Source organism: Streptococcus mitis (assembly GCF_023109235.1).
GTDB lineage: Bacteria > Bacillota > Bacilli > Lactobacillales > Streptococcaceae > Streptococcus > Streptococcus mitis_DA.
In genome coordinates, this window is record NZ_JALDUC010000020.1 from 1 (window position 1) to 4,732 (window position 4,732).

The window sequence follows — 4,732 nt, forward strand, 5'->3', positions numbered from 1 at the left end:
TCTTCGGTGTTACTGTTACATCACCTGTCTTAGGATCTTGTTCAACTTCTAATGTTGGTGTCTTACGGGCTGGTGTTGTTACATCTACTGGTTTCGATGGATTCTTATTAGGTTCGGTTACTGTTCCTGTACCTGGGACATCTTTCTTAGGAAGTTTGTCATTTGGTACTTCACCTGAACCATTGTCACCAATTGTTACTGTGATTGTTGTTCCATCTTCTCCTGGGATTTCTACCTTAGTTCCTGGTGGATATGTTGTTCCATCTGGTTTCTTAGGCGTTACAATCGCATTTCCATTTGGTTGTTGAGTAATTTCGATTGTAGGAGTTTGAGTTGTTGGTGTCTTAGGATCTGTTCCATTGTTCTCTTCATCCTTGTCTGGAATTCCATCGTTGTCATCATCTGGATCGGTCACATCTGGAATACCGTCTCCATCTGTATCACGTTGAATTTTAACTGGAACTTTGACTACAACTTCTTCTGTTCCACGCTTCAGTTTAACTGGAATCTCTACTGTACGTTCTTCTTCTTTTGGTCCCCAATCTGTTACTGTTGGTGTTCCTACTAGATTTCCACCGTTATCTACTGTTAAACCATTTACTGGATTATCTACTGTAATCGTTGTGCCTGGTTTGTTTGGTGTTACTACCTTAGTATTTGCTGGTACTGGTGTTTTTTCTGGTACAGTTTTTCCTGTTACTGTTCCTGTTAATCCATTCGCTACTTTTGGATCTGTTCCATTTGTGATTTCTTCCTCATCTGGAATTCCATCGTTGTCATCATCTGGATCTACTTTATCTGGGATACCGTCTCCATCTGTATCGCGTTGAATTGTAACTGGTACATTCACAACAACTTCTTCGTTGCCCTTCTTCACTTTAACTGGGATGATGATCTTACGTTCTTCTTCATCTTTACCCCAGTCTGTAACAGTTGGTGTTCCAGTTAAGTTACCATCGCCATCTACTGTTAAACCATTGACTGGTGTTTCTGTAGTGATTGTTGAGCCTGGTTTGTTTGGTGTTACTACTGTTACTGGTGTAATTGGTGCTTTTTCCGTAACTGGTGCTGGTGGTGTAACCTCAGCTGCCAAAGGTCCATTTGCTGTCCCTCTAGCTACAGGACTCTCAAGAGTAAGATTATTATCAATTCTCTTAGAAACTTTTGCAGTTACTTCTGTTTTATCTGCAACTTCAGCATCAGAAATTGTTACAACTCCTGCAGGTGTTACTGATACTTTATCCGTTGTTTTACCATTTACGGTTGCTGTCCAAGTATTTCCTGATTTTGTAACTATTACAGTTTCTGGTGTAGTCTTACCTGTTGGTACATAAGTAAGGGTAATTGTATCAATATCCTGAGGATTAGTACTATTAGGGCGTGTTGGTGGTGTTATTGTTACACTACCATCCTCATTACCTACTATACTAGGTACTGTTGGTGTTACTGCCAACACTACTTGACGCTTGATTTCTGCAGGTGCAAATGTTGTTCTAGTTGTACTATTTACATCCGTAATAGAATTTTTGCTAGTATCTGGGAATACTGCTGTTGCGTTTCGAGTATATTTCCCTGAGTTATCTAGTGTTGTTCCTGGATCTAATTTATCACCTTGTTTCCATGTCCAGGTCATACCACTTGGTAAATAATTATTTCCACGATCTGCTTTATCTTCACTATCTACAACTTTAAGATATCTATGGGCATCAATGTTTTTACCACTATTGGCTACATTCAATGTTGAAGCTACTGGTACTTTTGCGATACCGTTTTCTAGATTTCTTGTTTCAATATCCACTACACGATATTTGAATTTCAAATCACGACTATCAGTAGCACTACTTCCTTCAACATGTAGAGTTGCTTCATGTTCTCCTAAAGTTTCAGTATTCAATACAGTACCAGAAGATAAACGCGTTGCATATGGAGTTTTTTCAGTTTTACCTGTTTGTGCTGTAAATGTAGAAGCAGTTACTCCTTTTGGAAGTCCTCCCTTAACTTCTACTTTAGAAATCACACCAGAATTATCCCATACTTTTAGTTCTGGGTTAAATGTCGCTCCTCGGTACACAGTAAATATAGGTGTATTGGCATTTTCTGTCAAACGAACACCATTTAACGTTGCTTCTGGTTTTTGAGTATCACGTGGTGTTACATTGAATGTGAAAGTTACTGGCTTAGCTTTATTACCAACATTGTCACTAGCATTGAAAGTAATCGTATTTGTTTTACCGACATCCTCTTTACTTGTAGTAATAGTAATTTTAGTTACTTTTTCAGTATCAGTAATTTTTACATTAGTATTTGTTGCTTTACCAGACAGAAGTCTGTTACCATATTTTGTAGTGAAATCAGTACCGTCTATTTTAACAACTTTATTATCTTTTGCTGTTAATGTGAATGTTACTGTTTCACCTTCTACTACTGTTTGGTTAGCTGGTGTAATAGCTAATGTTGGAGGTTGTGTATCTGGTGCTTCTAGTACTGTAACTGGTACATTTACATTCTCAGACGATCCATCTGGGTATGTTACTTTCACTACCGCATTCCCAACGTTTCCTGCTTTTGCTGTTGATGGTTTGCTTACAACTGTTAATGTTCCTGGGCCATAATTTTTCACTTTTGCTTTTACTGCATCATCTGAAATCGTTTGACCTTGGTTAACTGTTAGCGTTTCTCCTGTCGGATTGTACTTAGACGCTTGATCTTTTACTGTAATGGTAATTGTTTTTTCAGCTTTGTTTCCATTTTTATCATAGGCTTTAATAGTTACTGTACTACTTCCTACAGGGCCTGTTGGTGTTCCAGTAATTTTACCATTCGTAAATGTTAATCCTTTTGGTAATCCAGTTACTTCAATTGGATTATTTGGACGCATTCCAACTCCGCCTTTATTGTCTTCAGCTGTTACTGGAATATCTACAATTTTTTCATTTTTTGTAACTGTTGCTCCATTTGCAGTAATAGTTGGCGGTGTCGTATCTCTTGGTGCTAAACTTGTTCCTATCGAACCTACAACATATGATCGCTTTCCATTTGGCGCAGCGTTCACAGAGGCTGCATACACATTACCATTAGCAGCTTCTGTTTCTGTCACATTATCTTTCAATTTTACTCTGGCGGTCATATGAATCGCATACGGTGCATCTACCTTACCTACTTCCAGTCCAAGAGTATAACTGACCCCACCAGTATAACTTCCATCTGTTTTTCTTACAACCTTATCTAAAAAAGGATTGAATGCATTATTTTTAAACACTTGCGGTTGTTGATTGGCACGACTTACTCCTGAGTTTGGATCATACAAAGATCTTCTATCACCTGCAAAGATGTGAGGCTTCTGATTCCAAGGGTCTGAAATTGTAACTGTATCTCCAACCTTTTCAAATCCTCTTCCTCCATCAGAAAGCCTTCTTCCACCAACATTACGATAACGAGTAATAGTTAAGTTCTTTACTGTATTAGAACCATCCATAATATTGAACGGAGGTTGGAAATAATAATGCTGACCATAAGCTTGATCTACTATAGATTTTCCATCATTATTGAAGAAAATATCATAGACCATCCATTTACCTGAACTATCTTGTTCATAAGATGATTTAATTACCGTCTTATTTTCTGTAAATTCAGGATCATCATTTCTTGTCTTTTGTCCGTCAACCCTCGGATCCAAAGAAGCAAAATATTTAACGTTCTTCAATGCCCCCGAAGAACTAATTGGTGTATAAGCTCTAAACTGTGTTCCTCGAGGAATACTCTGACCATTACGTAAATCACGAGCACCTGAAGTCAAACGTGTTGTAGCGTTTTTAACAGAGTTAAACATTCTCTTCACACGTTTGTTCATTTCTTCAACATCGTTCAGAGAAACTGTTGTATTTTCAAGAACACCTTGAGCTAATCCCAATAGTTCATTGGCTTTTTCAAGAACTTCTTTGCTAGTCTCATGCTCAGGCAATTCCAAAACAGCTGCCTGCAATTGATCTACAGATACTTTCAAAGTATCTTTTTTAGCTGATACAGTTTGACCTTCTTCGCTTGCGCTTACTTCAGGAGAAGATTGGTTGGCTAGATTGTCAGCTGGCTTCTCAGTTTTATCTACTTGTTTATCTACTTGAACCTCAGTTACTTCCTTAGCAGCTGATACGACTGTCACATCTTTAGACAAGAGTTCTACAAGCTCATCAATATCCTTTTGAGCTAGCTCAGAACTTTCTAGGGCTTCTTTCCCTTTTTGAAGTCTGTCTTTAACAGGTGAGACTACTGATTCGTCAAGGTTTAATTTAGTTGAAAGAAGAGCATTTAACTCTTCAACTGCTTTTTTCAACTTGGCTTTATCAACTGTAGACGCGCTAGGTGCAGCATTTGTAAGCGCTTGATTTCCTGCATCTACTTTGTTTTCAGTAGATTCTGTAACATCCACAGGCGAATCGACCTTATCTTTAGGGTTCACTACACCCGCATTAGCCGTATTAGATTGTGGAGCGTTTGGAACCACACTATCCGCACTCGCAACTCGGGCACCCAAAAACATCAGCGCTGCAACAGCAACTGAAGCGGCACCGAAACTGTACTTACGAATAGAAAAGCGCAAAACTTTTTCACGTTGCTGGCGCTTTATTCTACTGAGTGAATTTGACTTATTTTCCATTGGTAACTTCTCAAAGTAACTTCCACTTGCCTGACCAAAGTGGAAATTAGTCTAAAACGGATTTTTATGGTGGAATTA

General features: G+C 38.4%; 1 protein-coding gene. It reads right to left on the bottom strand.

Annotated elements, in window-relative coordinates:
- The coding region (locus M1F55_RS08970; RefSeq protein ID WP_247947711.1) for a Rib/alpha-like domain-containing protein at window positions 1–4,654 on the bottom strand (4,654 nt) is incomplete at its 3' end.
- Between the last annotated feature and the right edge of the window lie 78 nt (window positions 4,655–4,732).